General features: G+C 33.5%; 18 protein-coding genes and 1 tRNA gene. 4 read left to right on the plus strand and 15 right to left on the minus strand.

Translation table 11 applies throughout. From position 1 onward, the window contains the following. Positions 1–241: 241 nt before the first annotated feature. A tRNA-Leu gene (locus D1816_RS19440) sits at positions 242–323 on the minus strand. A gap of 209 nt (positions 324–532) precedes the next feature. Between D1816_RS19440 and D1816_RS19445 the strand changes: the two genes are divergently transcribed. Further along, positions 533–1,927 (plus strand): dipeptidase, encoded by a 1,395-nt coding sequence (locus tag D1816_RS19445; protein ID WP_066314803.1) that lies wholly within the window; start codon positions 533–535, stop codon positions 1,925–1,927. A 75-nt stretch (positions 1,928–2,002) separates the two neighbouring features. Here D1816_RS19445 and D1816_RS19450 read toward each other — a convergent pair whose 3' ends face one another. The 4 genes from D1816_RS19450 to D1816_RS19465 form a co-directional block, all read right to left on the minus strand. Next, positions 2,003–3,673 carry a serine protease gene (locus tag D1816_RS19450; RefSeq protein ID WP_118505075.1) on the minus strand — a complete coding sequence of 557 codons (1,671 nt, stop codon included), beginning with the start codon at positions 3,671–3,673 and terminating at the stop codon, positions 2,003–2,005. A 3-nt stretch (positions 3,674–3,676) separates the two neighbouring features. Beyond that, a complete protein-coding gene (locus tag D1816_RS19455; RefSeq protein WP_147405137.1) occupies positions 3,677–4,453 on the minus strand; it encodes a hypothetical protein in 777 nt (258 codons plus the stop codon). Positions 4,454–4,479: 26 nt separating this feature from the next. Continuing rightward, a complete protein-coding gene (locus D1816_RS19460) occupies positions 4,480–5,346 on the minus strand; it encodes a hypothetical protein (RefSeq protein WP_118505079.1) in 867 nt (288 codons plus the stop codon). Positions 5,347–5,499: 153 nt separating this feature from the next. Continuing rightward, positions 5,500–6,423, minus strand: coding sequence for a hypothetical protein (locus D1816_RS19465; protein WP_118505081.1), 924 nt, complete (start codon positions 6,421–6,423; stop codon positions 5,500–5,502). Positions 6,424–6,635: 212 nt separating this feature from the next. On the opposite strand from D1816_RS19465, the gene D1816_RS19470 reads away from it, so the two are divergent. From D1816_RS19470 to D1816_RS19480, 3 genes are all read left to right on the plus strand, one after another. Further along, positions 6,636–7,004 (plus strand): BlaI/MecI/CopY family transcriptional regulator, encoded by a 369-nt coding sequence (locus tag D1816_RS19470; RefSeq protein ID WP_066314791.1) that lies wholly within the window; start codon positions 6,636–6,638, stop codon positions 7,002–7,004. Positions 7,005–7,036: 32 nt separating this feature from the next. After that, positions 7,037–8,929: a M56 family metallopeptidase gene (locus D1816_RS19475; protein WP_158597801.1), complete on the plus strand. Its 1,893-nt coding sequence runs from the start codon at positions 7,037–7,039 to the stop codon at positions 8,927–8,929. Positions 8,930–9,080: 151 nt separating this feature from the next. Next, positions 9,081–10,181 carry a DUF4407 domain-containing protein gene (locus D1816_RS19480; protein WP_118505086.1) on the plus strand — a complete coding sequence of 367 codons (1,101 nt, stop codon included), beginning with the start codon at positions 9,081–9,083 and terminating at the stop codon, positions 10,179–10,181. A gap of 29 nt (positions 10,182–10,210) precedes the next feature. Here D1816_RS19480 and D1816_RS19485 read toward each other — a convergent pair whose 3' ends face one another. The 10 genes from D1816_RS19485 to hemW form a co-directional block, all read right to left on the minus strand. Then, positions 10,211–11,458, minus strand: coding sequence for an FAD-binding oxidoreductase (locus D1816_RS19485; protein WP_118505088.1), 1,248 nt, complete (start codon positions 11,456–11,458; stop codon positions 10,211–10,213). A 69-nt stretch (positions 11,459–11,527) separates the two neighbouring features. Further along, positions 11,528–12,541: a 4-hydroxyproline epimerase gene (locus D1816_RS19490; RefSeq protein WP_118505090.1), complete on the minus strand. Its 1,014-nt coding sequence runs from the start codon at positions 12,539–12,541 to the stop codon at positions 11,528–11,530. Positions 12,542–12,610: 69 nt separating this feature from the next. Next, positions 12,611–14,380, minus strand: coding sequence for a DNA mismatch repair protein MutS (locus D1816_RS19495; RefSeq protein WP_118505092.1), 1,770 nt, complete (start codon positions 14,378–14,380; stop codon positions 12,611–12,613). 61 nt (positions 14,381–14,441) lie between these two features. Next, entirely contained in the window at positions 14,442–14,798 is a 357-nt protein-coding gene (locus tag D1816_RS19500; protein WP_066314777.1) for an MmcQ/YjbR family DNA-binding protein, read from the minus strand. 1 nt (position 14,799) lies between these two features. Next, complete coding sequence (locus D1816_RS19505; protein ID WP_118505094.1) at positions 14,800–15,204, minus strand: GNAT family N-acetyltransferase; 405 nt, start codon at positions 15,202–15,204, stop codon at positions 14,800–14,802. A gap of 6 nt (positions 15,205–15,210) precedes the next feature. Further along, positions 15,211–15,828, minus strand: coding sequence for a DUF4230 domain-containing protein (locus D1816_RS19510; RefSeq protein WP_118505096.1), 618 nt, complete (start codon positions 15,826–15,828; stop codon positions 15,211–15,213). 1 nt (position 15,829) lies between these two features. Beyond that, positions 15,830–16,186: a DUF4260 domain-containing protein gene (locus D1816_RS19515; protein ID WP_066314770.1), complete on the minus strand. Its 357-nt coding sequence runs from the start codon at positions 16,184–16,186 to the stop codon at positions 15,830–15,832. Further along, positions 16,186–16,935, minus strand: a complete 750-nt coding sequence (locus tag D1816_RS19520) for a cyclase family protein (RefSeq protein ID WP_118505098.1) — start codon at positions 16,933–16,935, stop codon at positions 16,186–16,188. Before D1816_RS19520 ends, D1816_RS19515 begins: the two co-directional genes overlap by 1 nt. 12 nt (positions 16,936–16,947) lie before the next feature. Continuing rightward, on the minus strand, positions 16,948–17,733 hold the full coding sequence (locus D1816_RS19525) for a class I SAM-dependent methyltransferase (RefSeq protein ID WP_118505100.1): 786 nt from the start codon (positions 17,731–17,733) through the stop codon (positions 16,948–16,950). Positions 17,734–17,807: 74 nt separating this feature from the next. Beyond that, positions 17,808–18,944: a radical SAM family heme chaperone HemW gene (gene hemW / locus D1816_RS19530; RefSeq protein WP_118505102.1), complete on the minus strand. Its 1,137-nt coding sequence runs from the start codon at positions 18,942–18,944 to the stop codon at positions 17,808–17,810. Positions 18,945–19,002 lie beyond the last annotated feature (58 nt).

The raw sequence follows: 19,002 nt of genomic DNA on the forward strand, positions 1-19,002 counted from the left end.
GCGGGTATATTGTATGATAATAAACTCTGCCTAGCGAAGAAATGTGGATGCTATTCGCCTAAATCTATTAATTACTATGAAACTTAATATGGTTTGAGATTAAATGGAAGTAATAGTAATCAATTCAAATGTAGTTCTTAAAATATCCAAATGTTGTACCTATGTTGTACCCAAGGCTAAAAACCTTGACGAAATTCCATTGTTAAAAATAAAAAAGCCGAAGATTTCTCTTCGGCTTTTGTGCGGGCGAAAGGACTCGAACCTTCACACCGTGAGGCACTTGATCCTAAGTCAAGCGTGTCTACCAATTCCACCACGCCCGCATTTTAACAATATTTTAAGAACCTATACTTGGTTAAATCCTAAGTCTAGCGTGTCTACCAATTCCACCACGCCCGCATTAACTAACTCTTACATTGCTTAGGACTATCTGTAAAAGCGAGTGCAAATATAAACAATACTTTTAAAATAAAAAGACCAAGCCGAAAAAATATAAACTTTTAGTACTTTTAGACAAAAATTAACTCATAATATGCAACATATACATACTTATATTCAAGAACATAAGGATCGTTTTATAAATGAACTTCTTGAATTACTTAAAATTCCATCAATTAGTGCCGATTCTGCTTATGAAAAGGATGTAATCAAAACGGCTGATGTAATCAAAAAAAGCCTAGAAGCCGCTGGCTGTGATGCTGTAGAAATTTGTCTAACTCCGGGATATCCAATAGTGTATGGAGAAAAAATTGTTGATCCTAGTTTACCAACGGTTTTAGTATATGGACATTATGATGTACAACCACCAGATCCAATAGATTTATGGGATAGCCCTCCTTTTGAACCTGTAATTAAGAAAACTGAAATTCATCCCGAAGGCGCTATTTTTGCACGAGGTTCTTGTGATGATAAAGGACAGATGTATATGCATGTAAAAGCACTAGAGCTCATGACTGAGACCGATCAACTGCCTTGTAATGTGAAATTTATGATTGAAGGAGAAGAAGAAGTTGGAAGTAAAAGTTTGAGTTGGTTTGTTGAGAATAATCAAGAAAAATTAGCTAATGATGTAATTTTAATTAGTGATACCGGTATGATCGCTAAAGATGTGCCATCGATTACAACAGGGTTAAGAGGATTAAGTTATGTAGAGGTAGAGGTTACCGGTCCTAATAGAGATTTGCATAGTGGGTTGTATGGGGGAGCAGTAGCAAACCCTATTAATGTTCTAACCAAAATGATAGCTTCTTTACATGATGAAAATAATCATATTACCATCCCAGGATTTTATGATAAAGTAGAGAATTTATCTGATAGCGAACGTGAACAGATGGCAAAAGCACCATTTTCTCTTGAAGCATATAAAAAAGCCTTAGATATTAATGCGGTTTATGGAGAGAAAGGATATAGTACAAATGAAAGAAATTCAATTAGGCCTACACTAGATGTAAATGGTATTTGGGGCGGATATACCGGAGAAGGGGCCAAAACTGTAATTGCGAGTAAGGCATATGCTAAAATTTCAATGCGTTTAGTCCCGAATCAAGATTGGGAAGAAATAACAACTTTATTTAAAAACCATTTTGAAAGTATTGCACCAGATGGAGTGACTATAAAAGTAACGCCTCATCATGGTGGTCAAGGATATGTTACACCAATAGATAGTTTAGGGTATCAGGCTGCGAGTAGTGCGTATCAAGATAGTTTTGGTAAAACACCAATTCCACAACGCAGTGGCGGAAGTATTCCTATTGTTTCTTTGTTTGAAAAAGAATTAAAAAGTAAAACTATTCTTATGGGATTTGGGTTGGATAGTGATGCCATACATTCTCCTAACGAACATTTTGGCGTCTGGAACTATTTAAAAGGTATCGAAACAATTCCGCTTTTTTATAAATATTTTACCGAGCTTTCAAAGAATAAATAATATCAATATACCTTTGATGTTAAAAGGGGGAAATAAAATTCCCCCTTTTTTATACTTCAGAATTAAATAAAGAAATTATCGTTTTATCAATAATTTTTTAGAAACCGAGGTTCCTCTAGTAGTTGATATAATAACATAATATAGGCCTTCTTCAAGGCTTTGAACATTTACATTGTTTTTGGTAGATGAAATATCCTGTTTTAGTTTTACAGTTCCTAGAATATCATACACTTTTATTGAAGTGTTATCTAGATTTTTTAAAGAGTTTGCAGAAATGATGAACTCACTATTTGTTGGATTTGGATGTATTATAAAATCATCAGATTCTACTTTTTCTACAGCGGGTGAACTTTTTTCTATTGAAGTGAATACTACTTCTCTAGATGTACTACAATTTTGAATTTTTGCCGTAAATTTTGACCCTGTTGAAGCTTTGAAACCTGTTGAGAGGACCACTTTTTGACCCGCAGTATAGGTTGCAATACCGCCATTCGCAATTGTATTATTGGCAGTTAGCATATTTGCCGCTTCTTGATTATCGGTAGTTCCTCCTGGGACATTTTGGGTCACGGTCAGATTATTAGGACATCCATCTGATGGAAGAGCATTAGGAGGTAAGTCATTACCTAAATTTTGAATGATCAGTTCAATTGGTACTCCTCTATTTGGGCAATTAGCACAATGGTGTAATGCGACAACTAGGTTGTCTCCATACCCTAAAACTGGAGATCCAGAAGACCCACCTTGGGTATCAGCAAAATAGCCTATATCGTTACCACTACCACCACAACGAGGTCGGGTTAAAGAAAATATGCGAGCTACACCTCCTTGATCATTTGGATCTGTAGAAAGTAATGCAATTCGCTTACCCCAAGCTCGTGGGTGTTGAGGGATATAGATACGTTCGTTAAGAACAGCACCTGTATCTCTTAATTGAAGAAAACCATAAGTTTGAGGTAAATTAGTAGTCGTATTTAAGTCTAAAAGAGCATAATCCAATGGGGCATTAGCGCGAATAAGATTTGCAGATGTAGCCTCAATAGTACCTGGGCATGCAAACCAAGAATCACAGTTTGTACCACAATTTGCTCCTTGCGCCATGAATTCTACAGTTACATTGTTCGCGTCAGCTTGATTCTGGATACAGTGCTCATTAGTCATTAACTGGCCATTATCTCCAATTAACCAACCCGTACAAGCAGATGTCCCGTTAATTAATAATCTAGCTACTGCACGTGAGCGATTATATGCATCTGGTTCGTTATTTGAATAGCAAATAGCGTTTCTGGAGTCATCAGCACCGCAAAGAGCTTCATCTTCTTGAGCTCTTAACGATTCTATGGGATATCCTTTGGCTACAATATCAATAGTATACCCAAATCCTCCCTTAGGGTTGATACTAAAGATTTCAATGATCATTTTGTCATCATAAATAGGAATACTCCAAAAACTATTACCTCTTTTACGGATCGTATTTCCAGAGTATTTCCAGGATCTAGTATTGTCTACATCTCGTACAATTATAAAATCATTCGTAGCTAGCTGTATTTTGCTAAAGTGTACAGCCACATAACCTGCACCTTTTTGTGATATTTCTTGGCTCCATACCATTTTATAGGTATTGGTAGTATTACCTTGATATGGATGTGGACTTTGGTGAGTACGAGTAATTTCTTCACCAACTTTAGTCTGTGCTTGAATACTGAAAGCAATTAACAGGCATATAGTATATAAATATTTTTTCATCGTTTAGTTTTGATTTTTTAATTGTGAATTTTCCTTTTCTAATTCAACAACCCTTTTATTTATTTTGATAATATAAAGGGTTAACTCTTCAATTTTTTGAAGTAATTTAGCGTCCATTGTTCCTAGATTAATACCATTTTGAATCACTTCTTTTTCTGAAGGAATATTTGCAAGGTGTCCTTTTTCTTGGATATGATTTTCAACTTCTTCTAGGGTAGGAAGTTTGTAATCTTCATTAAAAACAAAATCAGCCCATACATTAGGTTTAACTTCTATTTCTTTAGCTTTTAAAGCTCCATCTATTGCCATATTACCACCTGAAACTCCAAGAGTATTGTTATCTCTTAGAATTAACCTCATATCAAAGTCGGTTGTTGGGTCATTAGAGAAATCAAGATATGGAATTCCAGTACCTCTCAATTCAATAGAAGCTCCTTGGTCGGTATTTAATAAGGCTCCCGTATTTCCCCAACTTATACTTTGTCTAGCCGATAGTTTGTTACTCATTTTGATGTCTCCACCTTCAAAAGAAAGTAAATTATCTCCTCTCAAGATTAATCTTAAATCAAAGTCGATTGTTGGATCGTTGGAGAAATCAAGATAAGGTATTCCATTGCCTCTCAATTCGATAGAAGCCCCTTGGTCGGTATTTAATATGGCTCCTGTGCTTCCCCATTTTATACTTTCAGTTACGGTAAGTTTGCCGTTAATCGTCTGATCTTGAGCAGTAAGATTACATGTTATTGTAAGAATAAGAAATAGAAATAATAAATTTTTCATAATTTGAGTTTTAAGAGTTTTATTTTTCATTTGTTAAGATCTTGAACTTTACTTTGAAGGTTTTTAATGATGCTTTTCAATTCTTTTAATTCTTTGTTTTGTTGAATGGTATATAGGGTTAACTCTTCAATTTTTTGAAGTAATTTAGTGTCCATTTCCCCTAAATTAATGCCATTTCGAATTACTTCTATTTCTGAAGGAATATTAGCAAGGTGTCCTTTTTTCTGGATATGATTTTCAACTTCTTCTAGTGATGGTAGTTGGTAATCATCATTAAAAACAAAATCAGCCCAGCCACCAACTTTAACTTCAACTTCACTAGAGGTAAGTTTGCCACGAATTCCTAGGTTTCCATTGTTTCCATTTAAATACATAGAGTAGTAGTCCTTTTTTGTAGCAGAACGTCCTGTCCCCCAATAAAAATTACCATTTTGGTGTAACCCAAACATTAATTCGTCTTTTTGTCCAGGATGAAATACCAATGCGGCATGAGCACCACCTTTAAATTCTAATCTATTTAGAAACCCATTCACAGAAGGTGTAGGATTATTTCCAAGTATTGAAGTAGATTTTATAGTTGTGGTTCCTAGAACTCTTAGATCTCCATTACTTCCATTTAAATACATAGAGTAATAGTCTTTTTTTGTAGCAGAGCGTCCAGTTCCCCAATAAAAGCTACCATTTTTGTGGAAACCAAACATTAATTCGTCTTTTTGCCCAGGATGAAATACCAACGCCCCATGATTACCTTGTGTAAATTCAAGTTTGTTTAAGAAACCATTTACAGATGGAGTAGGGTTACTACCAAAAAGATTAATACTGCTAAATTGCTCTTGTGCGTGAAATTGAATTGTAAACGTTACTACGATTAGTGTGAAGATTATTTTTTTCATTTTAAATAATTTTAAATATCATAAGAGAATTAAATGTCGTTCGAATAAAATAAGTCATCCCTAGAAGATGTAAATGCTGTGATCTTAGAAGTATTAACTAGGAGCTTATGTAATTCGACGACCTTATTTTAGTTCTTTATAATATAAGGTTGATTAGTGTTGTTTTTTTAGATCTTTAAGTTCTGCTTGCACAGTTTTAAGTGCTTCTTGAAGAGAATTTAATTGATCTTCTTGCTGGATTGTATAAAGAGTAAGCTCCTCTATTTTTTGCAATAGTTTTGCGTTCATCGTACCTAAACTAATACCGTTTTGATGCACTTCGTTTTCAGTAGGAATATTTGGTAAGTGACCCTTAGTCTTGATATGTTTAGCCACTTCTTTTAGTGGTAAGAGGTTGTAATTGGATTTAAAAACAAAATCTGGCCAAGGACTAGCTTCAACTACAATTTCTTTTGCACGTATTTTCCCGTTTACAGCCAACTTATACCCTCTTGTATTTGTAGTTCCGATGCCCACATCTCCACCTTGTCTAGCAAAAAAAACATTGGTAGGGGTATCATACCCTCCTAGGTATAGAACTCCAGTCGAATTATCTGAGCGTATAGGTTCGATTACTGCACCACCTGTACCATGCCAAATACTTAAGTATTTATCTGTTCTATCTTCTCGATAAATTCTGAAAGCTTTTCTTTCTAATGCATTTAAGTGTAGTTTAGCTTGGACATCAGTTGTCCCAATAGAAACATTTCCTCCTCTTCTAGCAAAAAAGACATTTGTAGGAGTATCATATCCACCTAAGTAGAGTATGCCATTAGAATTATCTGAACGTATAGGTTCGATTACTGCACCGCCTGTGCCATGCCAGATACTTAAGTATTTATCCGTTCTATTTTCACGATAAAGTCTAAGAGCAGTTCTCTCTAATGCATTTAGATGTAACCTAGCGGTTGGTGTGGTAGTTGTAATCCCTACATTTCCATTTAAACTGTAAATGGTGTTTTGGTTGTCGTAATTGTGTTGCGCATGCAATCCTATAGCGCTCAAAAGAGTCACTATTGATAAAATAATTTTTTTCATTGTGTAATAAATTTATTGGTTAAATCTTATTTTTAAAGGTACAAATTCCCCGTACTTGTCTTTTTTTAGAAATGTAAAATAAAAGTTAAATAATTGATATTTAGTAACTTATATACGGTTTTCCAGTAATTTTAATATAGAAAGTGATTTTTTTTTTGCTTGTAAAATATTTTATTCTACATTTGTAGAGTTAATTCTAATCATGTAGAGTAATGCAGTTATCAAAATCTGAAGAACAACTTATGCAATATCTCTGGAAACTAGAGAGAGCCTTTATGAAGGATCTTCTTGATGCTTTCTCAGATCCAAAACCTGCTACTACCACTGTGGCGACTTTATTAAAAAGAATGAAGGATAAAGGTTTTGTAGATTACAAGTTGTATGGTAAGTCTAGAGAATATTACCCACTGGTTAAAAAGACGGACTATTTTTCAAAACATGTAAATGGTCTGATAAAGAATTTTTTTAATAACTCTGCATCACAGTTTGCCTCTTTCTTTACCTCAGAGACTAATCTATCTACATCAGAGTTAGAAGAGCTCAAAAAGATCGTGGATCAGCAAATCAAAAAACAACAGTAATGATAGTGTATTTAATAAAATCATCGCTTTGCATGTTTGTCCTCTGGGGGTTTTATCTTTTGTTTTTAGAAAAAGAGAAGATGCATCATGTTAAACGGTTTTATTTAATTCTAAGTTTAATATTTGCACTGGTTATCCCTACTGTTACTTTTACCTATACGACTACTAAAATACCTGTAGAACCTCAAATAGAGCATCAGGAACAAATTATAATGACTACTATATCCAATGAAGATGTATCAACGCCTTCAGTAAACTATACACTCTTTTTACTATATAGTGTTTATGGGGTTGGTTTTTTAATTTTTGGCTTTCGATTTTTAAGAAACCTTAAAAACTTAACCTTAAAAATTACTACGAATGAGCGTTTAAAAGAATCATCTCATGTTAATGTTTTAGTGGGAAATACTGCTGTCGTACCACATACTTTTCTAAAGTATATTTTCGTATCTAAAAAAGCGTATCAGGAGCAAAGTATCCCTAAAGAAGTTTTACTTCATGAACAAACACATGTCACCCAAAAACATACTCTGGATATATTATTTGTAGAAATTTTACAGGTTGTTCTTTGGTTTAACCCGTTGTTATTCTGGATAAAAAAAGCTATTAAATTAAATCATGAATTCTTAGCAGATCAAACCGTTTTAAAACGTCAATTTTCGCTACATCAATACATGAATCTTCTTGTTAACTATCCAAACAGCACTAATCAAGCTGAGTTATCAAGTCCTATTAATTATTCATTAACCAAAAAACGAATTATTATGATGTCACAACAATTTTCAAAGACTAGAGCAGCGGCTAAAATGCTGCTGCTTTTACCTATGTTATTAGGCTGTATGCTACTTTTTAATCATGAAATTATAGCGCAGCAAAAAAATGTAAATTATACCAAGACGGTTGAAGATACAGATCCAAACAAAAAGATTAAAATCAAAATCAATGGTGATCAAATCAAAGTAAATGGTAAGACAACTGAAGTATCAAATTTTGCTAAGACTATTGATGAGATTACTAAACAATGGAATGATGATGAACTTACTGGTTTTAATTTTAATGTTCAGATTAATAATGCAGATAATGGGTTAGTGCAGAAATTAAATGAAACGTATAGAAAAACGAGATTGTATAAAGCCGATTCAAATGCTCATGATCTAATACCTCCACCACCCCCTTTACCAAAGGCACCAAAGGTAAGAAAAGGAGAAGCAAGTACTATACCAGCACCGCCGGCTCCACCTAAACTAAAAAAGAGTAAGAAAAGAACATATCCCAAACCACCCAAACCACTAAAACCTTCTAAAGCCCCAGCTGTTGGCGCATCCTATGAAGAAATAAACGAAGAGATTGAAGAAGATGAAGTAATCACCGAAATGGATGAGGTAGAAGAGGCGATGCACGAGGCAGAAATGGAGCATGAGCATGAAATTGAAAATGTAATGCACATGGTAGAAGAAGCTAGAGCTCATGCAATTGAAGTTGCAGAAAGAGCAAGAGAGAGTGCCGAAGAAGTACGCAGAGAGGCTATGGAAGTTGCACGTGAGGCTAGAATAATTGCTAGGGAAGAAGCGAATTTAGCGATGGAAGAGTCTCACAAAATCAGAGAGCGTGCTATGCATAATGCTGAAATTGCAAGGTTAAAAGCTGAAGAAATGGCAATGCTACATTCGGTACAAGCTGAACAAAGAGCTAATATAGCAATGTTGCAAGCTGAAAGAGCTAGAGAGAAAGCTAGAAATAGCGCTCATAAAGCCAGAAAAGAAGCCGGTAAAGCTAGAAGAAAAGCTTTAGATGAAGCAAGAAAAGCTCAAGTAGAAGTAAGGAGAGAAGCAGAAAAAGCCCGTAAAGAAGCCAGAAAAATAATGGAAGAAGTGCGGAAGGAAGAACGTAGAGCGTTTGAAAAATCTCGTAAAGAAAATAATTAGTTAAGCTACTTGTTTTAGATCATTTGTAATAGTCAAAAACTCCTTTATAGGAGTTTTTTGTTTCTGATTAACACCACGCTTATAGGGTTGTAGATGCAACATTAACCTATAAATCAGCGTTATATCTATTGTCAATCAAAACCCTTAGATTATGTTAAAACGTTTTTTTATTTTATGCTCAGGAGCAGATGCTGATATTTTGGATAGTTGTTCTAGTGGAGAACAAAACAAATATGCAGGTATAGGTGCTACTGTTTTTTTTACTGCAGTTATGGCTTTTGTTGCCGCCAGTTATGCACTGTATACTGTTTTTGATAATTATTTTGGAGCTGTATTTTTTGGATTAGTATGGGGATTGTTAATTTTCAATCTGGATCGATTTATAGTTTCGACCATTAGGAAAAAAGAAAGTTTCCTAGATGAGTTTTTGCAAGCATCGCCAAGACTTATTCTTGCAATAATTATAGCTGTTGTAATTTCTAAACCTTTAGAATTAAAGATATTCGAGAAAGAAATTGATCGTGTTCTATTGGAGCAAAAAAATGATTTAACCTTAGCCAATAAAGAGCAAATAGCTACACAATATACCCCAGCAATTGCCGCAATAGATGCTGAAATTAATTCTTTAAAAGAAGAGGTTTCTACCAAAGAAACAGAAGTAAATAATCTTTATGAAACTTATATAGCTGAAGCCGAAGGCAGAAAAGGAACAGAGCGCATAGGTAAAGGCCCAGTTTATAAAGAAAAAAGAGAAAAGCATGATGCAGCATTAGCAGCATTAGTCACCTTAAAAAAGACCAATAATGATAAGATTATAGGTTTAGAGACTCAAAAAAACGAATTAGCACTAGCGTACGAAAATCAAATAGTCAATTCACAACCCATTATTGATAATTTTGATGGTTTAATGGCTCGTGTTACAGCTCTTAACGAATTGCCATGGTTGCCTTCGTTTTTTATTTTCTTATTATTTCTAGCGATAGAAACATCTCCAATTTTTGCTAAATTATTATCGCCAAAAGGAGAGTATGATTTTAAACTTGAGGATATAGAAGGTGAAGTAAAAACGTGGGTAACTCAAAAAGAAAGCCAACGCAGAATAGTACTAGATACGGATCATACTATAAACGATCGTGTTTATAACGATTTAACAGAAGAAGAAGAATTATATGCATATAAGAAGAAAATAGCTCGGGAAATGATGAAAAAACAACAGGATGCATTTTATAAACGTCAAACAGGAATTTTGTAAACGTACTTTCTAAGAGATAAGGAAATTGTCTAAAATTTTCTATCCGGATGGTATGCATCAAGACTTAATGATGTTTTTTTATCTGATATAATCTCTGAAACTAATTTTCCTGTTGCAGTACCCATGCTCCAACCCATCATAGCATGACCTGTTGCAATTGTTAAGTTGTTACATTTTTGAGATTTCCCAATATAAGGTAGACCATCTGGAGATACTGGACGTAAACCTGAAGCTGCAGTTTTTTTTTCTTCAGGAGTTAATGTAATTTCGGGATAATAACGTTTTGTAGCATTAGCAATAGCTTCAATTCGTATGGGGTTTACATTATGATTAATCCCTGCAATCTCCATAGTGCCAGCAAATCTTGTAAAGCCATGCATTGGCGTAATAGCAACTTTTGCTTCTGCTAGAATAGCTGGGTATTTGATTCCTAATTCTCTTTCAGAATTAATTCTATAGCCTTTACCAGCTTCTAGAAGTAATTTGAGGCCTATTTTTTTGCTTAGAAGGTGAGACCAAGATCCTGCTGCAAGAACAAATTCATCGGCAGAATATGTTGTGTTTGTAGTCTTTAATGAAATAATTGTATCATTCTTGAATTTAATATCTTTTACTGTTTCATTTTTACGAAAAACAACACCTGCATTCTGTAAATAAGTTTTCATTTCTTCCATAAACATACCAGGAGTAGTATGCGCATCACATTTATATAAAATAGCTCCTTTTGCATTTATTGAAACATTAGGCTCTAGCTCTTTTAAGTCATTTGGTGTAAGTTCTTGTATGGGTAATCCTTCTTTTTTTGCAATTTCCGCGACACCAGTTTCTTCTTCGAGCATTTTATTGGTTTGACAGATCATAAGTAAACCTTTTTGTTCTAATTGAAACTTGAATTTTTCTTCATTTTTAATTTCCGAATATAAATCACGCCCCAAAATTGCAATATCTTTAATTGCAGGAACACCTCGATATACATTTTTTTGAGAACAAGAATTATTGAAGGCTAATGACCATCGTAAGAAATTGAGATTAAAACGTGGTTTAATAAATAGGGGACTAGAAGAATCAAACATCCATTTTAACCCTTTTTTCATTACTCCCGGTGCCGCAATTGGTATGATATGACTTGGAGACAGGTACCCTGCATTAACATACGAGGCTCCAAAATCCATAGTAGATTTATCAATTATAGTTACTTGATGCCCTGCTTTATGTAAATAATAAGCTGTGCATAACCCTATGATTCCGCCACCGATAACAATCACTTTTTTATTCATAATAATACATTTGAGTGTGTTTGCAGTACTAGTCTGTATTAAGTTTTAAATTCTTTGATTCGACTAGAGTTAAATCACTTGAAACCCATGTGCATATGGATCATCTTGTTCGTCAATTATAATAGTATTATAGCCATATATTTTGGCCCACCCTTCTATACTTGGAACGATAGCTTTTTGGTTATTATTTAGAATAGTTTCTTCTTCAATTCTTCCAATAAATGTGCTGCCAATAAAGCTTTCATGAATGTAATCTTCTCCTTTTTTTAATAGCCCTTTGGCATATAATTGAGCCATTCGAGCAGAGGTTCCTGTGCCACAAGGTGAGCGATCTATGGCTTTTTCACCATAAAAAACAGCATTCCTTCCAGATGATTCAGTATGTATTGGATTGCCGGTCCAAAGGATATGACTAACATCTCTTATCGTATCGTTTTCTGGATGTATAAAATAATCTGGATATTCATTATTTATGCGTTGTCTTATTTCTTGAGAGTATTGTATTAACTTTCCTGCAGTGAAATTATGTATCCCACTAAAGTTTTTTTGAGGATCAATAATAGCATAATAATTGCCGCCGTAAGCGACATCAAATTTGATTTTACCAAGTTCTGAGCATGTAATTGTTAATGCTTCTGCAGCTAGATACGATTTTACATTTTTGAGTTTTACCCAATCTATCTTTTTCCCGTTTTGATGATATTCAATTTCTACCAAACCTGCTGGAGCCTCCATTTTTATTTTACCAGGGATTTTAGGGTGTATTAAGCCTTCTTCAATAGCTATAGTAATGGTTCCTATAGTTCCATGTCCGCACATGGGTAAACACCCAGAAGTTTCTATAAATAATATAGCAAAATCGTTTTTTGGATCATGAGGGTCAAATAAGATGCTTCCACTCATCATATCATGTCCTCTAGGTTCAAACATTAACCCTTTTCTAATCCAATCATATTCCTTTAGAAAATGTTGCCTTTTTTCACTCATCGTTTTACCAACAAGATTAGGTTTTCCTGTGGTAACGACCCTTACAGGGTTTCCACATGTATGTGCATCAATACACTTAAAAATAGTTTTTGCCATTTTTGAAACCAATAAATTCTAAGAGTGAATTTACCAATTTCTATTCATCTTTACTATAGAGAAACTAAATTATACAATCCCCATTTTTTTAAGTAGGAAAGAGGCATTCATATTTTGACAAACTCCATCTTTGAATTTATAATCAAAATACAACTCGTCATTAACAATCTGGGCATCAAAAAATCGATTTTTTACTTGTGGTAGCTCTGAAGCAATTTCACAAAGACTTAAATCATGAGTAGCAATAATACCTGTAGCGTGTGCGGCCACTAGCTTTTCTACAAACTTTCGTGATCCTGCAGCTTTATCTTTACTATTGGTTCCTTTTAAGATCTCATCTAAAATAATAAAATACTCGTTTGTGTCTAGTGCATCAACTATTTTTTTAAGTTGTGTGAGTTCTGAGAAAAAGTAGGATGCATCATCACTTAGAGAATCTGACGTACGCATACTTGATATTAACTTTATTGGTCTATATTCACAAGAATCAGCGCAGATAGGTAAGCCTATATTTGACATTACTATTTGTAAAGCGACTGTACGTAAAAAGGTACTTTTTCCAGCCATATTGGCCCCTGTAATAATAAAAAATTGTTCTGTGTCGATAGTAATATCATTGTCTACTCGTTTTGCTGTTTTAAGCATCGGGTGCCCAAGATTTTTAGCTTTAAGAGTCGTAGTACCAGATACTATTTTTGGATAGTTATAATTGGGGTGATTAAATACAAAATTTCCAAGTGAATTATAGGCATCAAAAAATGCAATGACCTCGAACCATCGGGTAACTTTATTTTGGTTTTGAGAAATCCATTTTTCTATTCGGTAACTTTGAAGGATATCCCAAAGAAATAGTCCATTAGCAAGTACCCCAAACATCATATTATTTCGTTGATCAAAGGCATTAAGAATACTTGCAAACTGTTTTAAAATCTGCGAAGCTTTTTCTTTTTCATCAATAACTAATTGTTTTTTTTCTTTTAACAGAGCAGCATCAAAAGAGGTGTTTTCTATTTTCTCAACAAGTCTATAATATTGATCAAAAGTATCTTTTACTCTACCTGCATCGTTATATAGTGCATTTATTTTTTTAAATTGAGTTCCTGTTATACCCAGCCCTATAAAGAACCATAGTAATAGCATATTAAATGTGATAACATTAAGAAATAGTAATACAATTAGTAATGTTGAAATTGTTGATACGATTATGGGTAGTAGTTTCATTACTTTCGGAACAAAAGGAGTGTAATTACTCAGCCATTTTTGTATTGAAGCTACCGGAATAGATACGCTTACTAATGCAGCCGTTGCTGAAAATTCTTGTCTCCATTTAGCCAATTTAGCAATGTTCTGCACAGCTTCTTGTTTACGTTCTATATGATCAATAGAATTTGCAGTAAGTATTGAGGCAAATTTACTTTTTCCTGCAAGTGTTGTTGTTCGGTTTCCGTATTGAAAAAAAGATCGTTCTCCAAAAAGATCTATATCATGACTATAGACATGAGTGGCATCTATAAACTCTTTTCCTGTATCTAGTTTACTAATATCATCCTTAAAAACATCTAGTTCTAATTGATTAATTTCAATTAATTTTTCGAGTTTCTTTTTCGTATACGTAAGATTGGTATGGCGAGTGACCAAATAAATAAATACAATGGATCCTAGCAGAAGACTGCTTATAATAATTTGACTATTTGGATATCCAAAATAGACACCTGCAGCAATAGATAAAAAAACAAACAAACGTATCGTGCTTGAAAGTGCTAATTGTCTTTTAATTTTTTTTAGCGCTATTGTGTATTCAGAAATTTGCTCTGTATAAAATTCTTTAGGATTATTCATATATATTGAAGAATACGCTACTGTGTTTTTCGAAAAAACAACATATTCTCTTTTTTTTGAGTTAAAGGTTCTCTAGTTCTTGTTTCACTTTTTTGGTTAAACCACTTACGACTAGATCATAAGAATGGTCTATTAATTCGATCAACATATTAGTAGCTAAACCTTCCGAAAAGTTAACAGTATTCCAATGTTTTTTACTCATATGATATCCAGGAGTAATTTCAGAGTGGTATTCTCGTAATTCTATAGCCCTATCTGGATCACATTTTAAGTTTACACTAAACGGAATTCTTTCTAAGCCTGTTAGGGCAAACATTTTACCCATTACCTTAAATACCAAGGTTGTTTCATCAAAAGGAAAATGCTCTGTAACTCCTTTTTTTGATAGGCAATACTCTCTAAAAGCTTCAATATTCATATTAAATAATTAGTTTTCCCATTATTTTAGAAGGGTCAGGTATGGCATCAAACCCAAACTGTTTATAAAGGTTATGAGCATCGCTAGTTGCGAGCATCCATCGTTTGATATTTTGCAAATCAGGACATTCTGTTACTGCTTTCATTAATTGTTTAGCGTATCCATTTCCTCTATGTTCTTCTATAATAAAAACATCCATCACGTAGGCAAAAACAACATAGTCGGTTAAAATTCTTGCAAAACCAATTTGTGTAGTATTTATATACACTCCAAAATTTAAACAATGTTCAATACTAGTTCTTACTTCATCTTTGGTTCTTCCTTTTGCCCAATAGGACCTCGTTAAGAATTCATGAATAAAATCAATATTTAATTTTTGTTTATCTGTAGAGATATTAATACTCATTACTTCTTATTTTAACTGTTTTGCATCGGTATTATTGTTATCCAATTGTAAAGCAGAATAATCTAATTTCCATCCAATGGCTTCTGCCAGAGTTTCCATTAGTGAAATTGCTGTTAACGCCTCTTTTTGAGCAGACTCCATAAGACCGCTATTAGGTATTTTATCTTTTATAAATTGTTTGGCTTCTTTGTTAATTTCTGTAAGGTCTGTTGATGTAAAAGGGTTAAGCCATCCTTCTTTTTTATCATAATATTTAAAGTCGGTTTCAATAGTCAATAGTTTGGGTTGTGGAAAATGAGTCAAGATAATACGTTTGTTTTTAGTATCGCTTTCGAGTTTGACTTGAGATAGATCAAATCCAACATAGGCTTTTGCATCGATTAATATTAATGCTTTCTTGGTTCCAGACAGTAGGCTAAAGAATTTTTCTTTTACACTTTCATAATGATAAATTTCTGCGAAATCCCCTTCTACAGTAACAAGTTTACAGACGCTTTTGATCTTTTCCATAAGCACTGTAGACTGTGTCTTTATAGAAGATTTCTTTTTTGCAGCGGTAAACCTTGCAAAAATAAAATATGATAAGATGGCTCCGCCTATAAGTCCTATAAATAATAACTCCATTCTAATTCTTTTTTCCTATTTCTCCCAAGTGTGTAAATTTAAAACCTTTTTCGAATTTTAAGCCGTATCCTAAGATTCTATCAAAAGCAGCATGTGCAAAAAGAATACTTCCGGATAATTGAAGGATTTCATTATTACCAAAAACACCAGAAAAGTATATTAGGATAGCCAGGCCTTTATGATGAAAAAGATTGTAACAAGCTGCTCCTATTTTTGTATTGATGCTATAGCCTAGCATTCCTATATCAGGAACAAGAAAAAGTGCTAAAAACAACCACCAAGGATAAGATAAGCAATTAAAAGCATAGATTCCTAAACCTAGCATTGCAAGTTCTTCAAGTTGTAGTGTTATTTTCATTATTTCACTATTTTATATAAAACAGGTTTACTTGGTGAAGCATCATTCTCAAATGATGAGATTTGAAGGTTTAAGAAATAGATCCCGTCCTTAGTTTTAGGATGTATATATATCATTTCTGTAATAGTAGCTTGATATCTAATTTTTTGAGGATAGTTCCAAAATGCTTTATGTGCCAATAATTTTCCTTCATCTTTTTCTTTATCGACCGATGGCAAATCTATAAGTAAATGTTCAATCCTAAGTGTTCTAATATATGTGGCAGCTTCTTCTGTTAGGTACGGCCAGTTAGTATTAGAATATTGTTTATCATGTTTGCTGTTATCATTAGGTATTGTTCTTATGATTAATGCTTCTATTTGATCTGAAGTCACAGCTTTTTGTATTTGTTCTTTGGTAATGACTAGATCTTTATTTTGTTCTTGCGGTACAATAGTGATGACTTCTGCCAGGAAAAAGAAGCGTTTTAAAGTATCATTAATGCTATGAAACTCTGGAGTAATGTGTCCAACACATTCTGTATGCGTACCATGACCGTGGGGGTTAAAGGTAATTGTATTAAAGTTTGTTGATGCTCCTTCTGTAACTTTTCCGACCCATTGACCATCCGTTACAGGCTCGATCTTTGGTTCTGGTATGTACCAAGCATTAACATTCTGTTTAGAAGCTCTTAGAGGTATTGAAATGTCTAGAGGTTTAGAAAGATCAATTGTATAAGATTTGCCGTTATATTGTATTGTTGCAATCATAAAATAATAATATCAAACTTTTTTAATCGTCATAAAAAGATAATCTCCTTTTGTATTTGCATATGCTGCAATAATATCATTTATTTTTCCCGAATCAATATCTTTTTCTAAAGCTAGCAGACCTTTTTTTACTTCATCTGCATTAGCCAATGAAGAAAAAGACGATATTCCTTGGCGAACACTAGGGTCTGTATATAATTCTGGATGATGTTTTCCCGAATACAGAAATAGGTCTTTTAAGTCATCTCGAATTTCATACTTTTCGGTATTTTCAATTTGCAACCCAGCTTCATTTACACTTGTTTCTATTTTGTTATAAGAAGGCATTTGTATGATTGAGTCTTGTAACATTTTTGGGAAATAATGGTTTAGCCAATATCCTTTCATTTGTTCTGGAGTAGAGGTAAAAATAACTATTGTCGCCTTTTGTTTAAGAACTCTATTTAACTCTGAAAAAGCAAGTGTAAGATCTTGCCAGTGATGAATTGTTAAACTTGCAACAATACCATCGATACTTTGCGATGGTAGTCGAGTATTCTCTGCAGTGCCAGATTTCCAAGAGATAGAATGGTTTTGTGTTTTAGCTTTTGCCAGCATTTTAGAAGAAGGATCGATACCGATGAAGGAATATCCTTTTTTTGCAAACTCAGAGGTGTAATTGCCAGTCCCACAGCCTATGTCAAGATAATTTCCTGAAAAAGATGGATTAAGATGTAGTAATAATTGATTAAAAATGTAAGGATCTGCTTTGCGGGTACTATTATAATTTTCTCCTATTGTATCGTATTTTTCTTGCATATTCCTGAATTATGAAATTAAACGATACATACGGTAACAATAAAATAGTTTTAGGATTCTGTTTCTAGTTTTTACTACCCTAAATTTACTAAGAAAAGATCACTTGCAATTCCATCACTTAAAAACTTTCCTTTTTTAGTAACCAATAAGGTGTCACCATCTAAAAATAAGAGATGTTCTTCTATATTTTTTTGCGCTTGTTTGAGTAAATAATCTTTATACGCGATCCCGAATTCTTGCGATATTTTTTCTAAAGAAACTCCCCAGATAGTTCTCAAGCCAGTCATTATATACTCGTTGTATCGGTCTCTTATTGACAGTTCTTCAACTTCATTTGGCAGAATGTTTTGTTGCAGTGCATTTATATATTTTATGTTGTTATTAATATTCCAGCTTCGTTGTTTTCCATTATACGAATGTGCAGATGGACCAATTCCTAAATAGACTTTGTTTTGCCAATATGCAGTATTATTTTTACTGAAATATTTAGGTTTACCAAAATTAGAAAGTTCATAGTGTTTAAAACCTTCATTTTCTAATGTAGCCGTCAAAATTTCAAAGTGATGTTGCGCAATATCGTCGTTTACTGGAGGGATTTTTCCTTTTTCGATTAATTTTGGTAAGGCTGTATTAGGTTCTACGGTTAGCGCATAGCAAGAAATATGTGGTACTTTAAAATCTAAGGCAAGTTGGATGTTTTGTTTCCAATGATTAATAGACATATTGGGTATGCCGTAAATTAAATCAATTGAAATATTATCAAATAGTTGAGTAGCTAATGATAAGCAAGATTTGGCTTCATCGGCATTGTGAGCCCGATTCATAAGCTTAAGGTCTTGGTCAAAAAAAGACTGTATTCCTATGCTAAGTCTATTGATAGGACTACTTGCTAGGGATTTAATTTTTTCTGGAGTAAGATCATCAGGATTTGCTTCGACTGTTATTTCGGCATCTTTAGAAACCGTATAATTTTCGAAAATAGTATTAATAATCACTAAAAGTTCTTCGGTAGTTAATACTGTTGGGGTACCTCCTCCAAAATAAATAGTCTGTATAATTTCGTTGTCTAATATTTCAGGACTTCTTAGCACAATTTCATTACATATAGCAGAGATCATATCTTCCTTTTTTTTCATGGATGTCGAAAAATGGAAATCACAGTAGTGACATGCTTGCTTGCAAAAAGGGATATGGATATAAATTCCAGACAAATTAGTTAGTGTTTAATTAGAGAAATTGGCATTAAATTTTCTATGAACGCTATACCTT

The sequence above is a fragment of the Aquimarina sp. AD10 genome (assembly GCF_003443715.1).
In the GTDB taxonomy this organism is placed as follows: domain Bacteria; phylum Bacteroidota; class Bacteroidia; order Flavobacteriales; family Flavobacteriaceae; genus Aquimarina; species Aquimarina aggregata.

Coding starts and splice junctions, on each gene's coding strand:
- D1816_RS19450 (WP_118505075.1), bottom strand. CDS start 3,673: ATGAAAAAATATTTATATACTATATGCCTGTTAATTGCTTTCAGTATT.
- D1816_RS19470 (WP_066314791.1), top strand. CDS start 6,636: ATGCAGTTATCAAAATCTGAAGAACAACTTATGCAATATCTCTGGAAA.
- D1816_RS19445 (WP_066314803.1), top strand. CDS start 533: ATGCAACATATACATACTTATATTCAAGAACATAAGGATCGTTTTATA.
- D1816_RS19495 (WP_118505092.1), bottom strand. CDS start 14,380: ATGAATAATCCTAAAGAATTTTATACAGAGCAAATTTCTGAATACACA.
- D1816_RS19510 (WP_118505096.1), bottom strand. CDS start 15,828: ATGGAGTTATTATTTATAGGACTTATAGGCGGAGCCATCTTATCATAT.
- D1816_RS19505 (WP_118505094.1), bottom strand. CDS start 15,204: ATGAGTATTAATATCTCTACAGATAAACAAAAATTAAATATTGATTTT.
- D1816_RS19455 (WP_147405137.1), bottom strand. CDS start 4,453: ATGAAAAATTTATTATTTCTATTTCTTATTCTTACAATAACATGTAAT.
- D1816_RS19465 (WP_118505081.1), bottom strand. CDS start 6,423: ATGAAAAAAATTATTTTATCAATAGTGACTCTTTTGAGCGCTATAGGA.
- D1816_RS19490 (WP_118505090.1), bottom strand. CDS start 12,541: ATGGCAAAAACTATTTTTAAGTGTATTGATGCACATACATGTGGAAAC.
- D1816_RS19520 (WP_118505098.1), bottom strand. CDS start 16,935: ATGATTGCAACAATACAATATAACGGCAAATCTTATACAATTGATCTT.
- D1816_RS19460 (WP_118505079.1), bottom strand. CDS start 5,346: ATGAAAAAAATAATCTTCACACTAATCGTAGTAACGTTTACAATTCAA.
- D1816_RS19485 (WP_118505088.1), bottom strand. CDS start 11,458: ATGAATAAAAAAGTGATTGTTATCGGTGGCGGAATCATAGGGTTATGC.
- D1816_RS19500 (WP_066314777.1), bottom strand. CDS start 14,798: ATGAATATTGAAGCTTTTAGAGAGTATTGCCTATCAAAAAAAGGAGTT.
- D1816_RS19475 (WP_158597801.1), top strand. CDS start 7,037: ATGTTTGTCCTCTGGGGGTTTTATCTTTTGTTTTTAGAAAAAGAGAAG.
- D1816_RS19480 (WP_118505086.1), top strand. CDS start 9,081: ATGTTAAAACGTTTTTTTATTTTATGCTCAGGAGCAGATGCTGATATT.
- D1816_RS19515 (WP_066314770.1), bottom strand. CDS start 16,186: ATGAAAATAACACTACAACTTGAAGAACTTGCAATGCTAGGTTTAGGA.
- D1816_RS19525 (WP_118505100.1), bottom strand. CDS start 17,733: ATGCAAGAAAAATACGATACAATAGGAGAAAATTATAATAGTACCCGC.